This is a genomic window from Actinomadura sp. NPDC000929, assembly GCF_040492065.1.
GTDB classification, from domain to species: Bacteria; Actinomycetota; Actinomycetes; order Streptosporangiales; family Streptosporangiaceae; genus Spirillospora; species Spirillospora verrucosospora.
The window spans coordinates 1-2651 of sequence record NZ_JBEUPA010000304.1 but is presented as its reverse complement, the minus strand read 5'-3'; the positions used below and the strand labels follow the sequence as shown (position 1 = coordinate 2651).

General features: G+C 76.3%; 2 protein-coding genes and 1 pseudogene. 1 reads left to right on the top strand and 2 read right to left on the bottom strand.

What is annotated here, in order from left to right; translation table 11 throughout:
* Both ABWI04_RS42385 and ABWI04_RS42380 read right to left on the bottom strand, forming a co-directional pair.
* Positions 1-262 (bottom strand): annotated as a pseudogene (locus ABWI04_RS42385) (hypothetical protein); the annotation flags it as partial.
* Complete coding sequence (locus ABWI04_RS42380) at positions 259-1290, bottom strand: ACP S-malonyltransferase (protein WP_353835938.1); 1032 nt, start codon at positions 1288-1290, stop codon at positions 259-261. The gene ABWI04_RS42380 and the pseudogene ABWI04_RS42385, both read right to left, overlap by 4 nt.
* Before the next feature lie 151 nt (positions 1291-1441).
* Here ABWI04_RS42380 and ABWI04_RS42375 point away from each other — a divergent pair, with 151 nt between their 5' ends.
* On the top strand, positions 1442-2500 hold the full coding sequence (locus tag ABWI04_RS42375; protein WP_345187206.1) for a 3-oxoacyl-ACP synthase III family protein: 1059 nt from the start codon (positions 1442-1444) through the stop codon (positions 2498-2500).
* Positions 2501-2651 lie beyond the last annotated feature (151 nt).

The following is a 2651-nucleotide window of genomic DNA, read 5'->3' as shown; positions in this document are numbered from 1 at the left end:
ACAGCGGAGGGTCGGCGATCGCGGCGCGCTCCAGCAGCGCGCACAGGGCCGGCGGGTCGGCCAGCAGCTCGCCGGCGGGCGGCGCGGCCAGCCCGGCGCGGCGCAGCCGCTCGTAGGTGAGCGCGTGCCGGTCGGGCGCGGTGAGCCCGCCGGGGACGGTGAAGAACTCCTCGGGGACGGCCTCCTCCAGCCGCGCGCGCGTCTTGGCGTCGAGGGAGGAGCCGTGCACGAACTGCCGCAGGGCGTCGGCGTCGGAGGTCACGAGGGGTCCTTTCGCTCGCCGGAGGGGGTGACGCCGGGGGCGGCCTTGCCGGTCAGGCCGTGGCGGGGGCGGTCGCGCAGCGGCGCCATCGTCCGCGCGTCCGGCAGGGTCAGCCGCGCGCACTGGCACAGCGCGTTGCCCGCGCCGGCCTCGGTGAAGACCGTCGCGCCCGCCGCGTGGACGGCGCGCAGGGAGTCCGGCAGCCGGACGGGTTTGACGATGCAGTCGGCCATGGCGCGGTGCAGGTCGTCGTCGTCGCGGTAGGCGCGGCCGCGGACCGGCGAGTGTACCGTCAGCTCCAGGGGCCGCTGCGGGAAGCCGCGGATCATCGCGTACCACTCCTCGTCGGCGCCGGCCATCGCGGGGTGGTGGGACAGGTAGGGCACCGCGAGCCGCACGGCGTTCACGCCCTGGCCGCGCGCGGTGTCCAGGACGGTGTCCAGGGGCCCGTCGGGTCCCGACACGACCGTGACCTGCGGGGCGTTCAGGCACGCGACGACCACCTCCGGCGCGCCGGCGGCGTCGATGCAGGCGCGGGTGCGGTCCTCCCCGGCCTCCAGGAGCCCCATGCCGCCGCCCCCGCCGTGCCGGGCCAGGACGCCGACGGCGGCCACGCCCATGCGGGCGCCGTCGGCGATGGAGAACGCGCCCGCGCACACCAGCGCGGCGATCTCTCCGAAGCTCTGCCCGACCGCGAAGCGGGGGTGGACGCCGTGGGCGCGCAGGGCGCGGTCGACGGCCACGGACGCGGCGTAGCCGGCGAGCTGGGCGACGCCGGGGGTGCGGGCGGCCTCCCGGTAGCCGCCGGGATCGTCCATGAGGATCTTGCGCAGGAGCGGCCAGCCCTTGGGGGGAAGGCCCTCCTGGACGGCGTCCAGGACGTCGGCGACGGCTCGGGCGGCGCCGGCGCCGGTGCGGGCGAGGGCGGGCAGGTCGGGGACCCCGGCGGAGCCGGTGCCGGGGAACAGGAAGGCGCAGACGTCGTCGGGTTCGAGCAGTTCGGCCGGGCGGAATCGGGGTGCGGGCACGCGGGGTCTCCTTACCTGGAAGGAAGGCTGCCTTTTCCTTTTAGCCAACGGCCGCTTAGCTCTCAGTTATGGACCAAAACCCTGAAATGGGATTATTCACTTATGGGATGGGACTGACAACCGCCAGTCCGGTGATGGGAAGAGGCCCCGCATGACCGTGCCCGACGCGCACCGGCCGGACCGGGCGGACCACAGCGGAGCGGCGCGGGACGGCGGGCGGGGGTGGGCCATCCGCGGAACCGGCGCCCACCTGCCCCGCGACGTCGCTCACAGCGCCGACCTGTCCCGCTCGCTCGGCCTGGAACCGGACTGGATCGAGCGCCGCACCGGGATCAGGCGGCGGCACGTCGTCGCCCCAGGCGAGGCCGCCTCCGACCTCGCCGCGGCCGCCGCCCGCCGGGCGCTGGAGGCCGCCGGGCTGGACGCCGCCGACCTCGGCCTGATCGTGCTCGGCACCTCCACGCCCGACGTGATCGCCCCGTCCACCGCCTGCCGCGTGCAGACGATGCTGGGCGCCCGCCGCGCCGCCGCGTTCGACATCTCCGCCGCCTGCACCGGGTTCGTGTTCGGGCTTCAGACCGCGATCGGCTGGCTGGCCACCCAGCGCGGCGCGCCCCCCTACGCCCTGGTCGTCGGCGTCGAGGTGTACTCGCGGTTCCTCAACCCCGGCGACCGCGCCACCGCCGCGCTGTTCGGCGACGGCGCCGCCGCCGTGGTCGTCGGGCCCGCCCCGGCCGGGCACGGCATCGGCCCCATCACCCTCGGATCGGACGGCTCGGGCGCGGACGACGTGCTCATCCCCGCGGGCGGCAGCCGCCTGCCCGCCACCGCCGAGACCCTCGCCGCGCTCGGCCACACCATCCACATGGACGGCCGCGCCGTCCGCGACTTCATCACCGCGATCTTCCCGCGGCTGGTGGCCGAGGCGACCGAGGCCGCCGGGGTCAAGCCCGCCGACCTGGCCCTGGTCATCCCGCACCAGCCCAACCCGCGACTGGTCGCCGCGCTGGCCCCCGACGCCGGGCTGGACCCGGCGCAGCTGGCGATCGTCGGGGACGAGGTCGGCAACATCGGCGCCGCCAGCATCCCCTTCGCCCTCGACCGCGCCGTGCGGACGCACCGGATCGGCCCCGGCGACCTGGTGCTGCTCGCCGGGTTCGGCGCGGGACTGACCTGGGGGCACACGCTCATCACCTGGCCCCCGCCCTGACCCGCGCCCCGGCCGCGGGCAGGCATGACGGTCGAGGGGGCCGCGCGGAGATAGAACGTCGCCGCCGGCGCGACCCCAGCCGCGCCCGAGCCACCTAAAAAAACAGAGGGCAAAACGCGTGAGAGGGGCGGGGGGGGACAGCGACAGGGCG

Bases quoted from the DNA above. Each gene is read 5' to 3' on its own strand.
- ABWI04_RS42375 (WP_345187206.1), top strand. From the start codon at position 1,442: ATGACCGTGCCCGACGCGCACCGGCCGGACCGGGCGGACCACAGCGGA.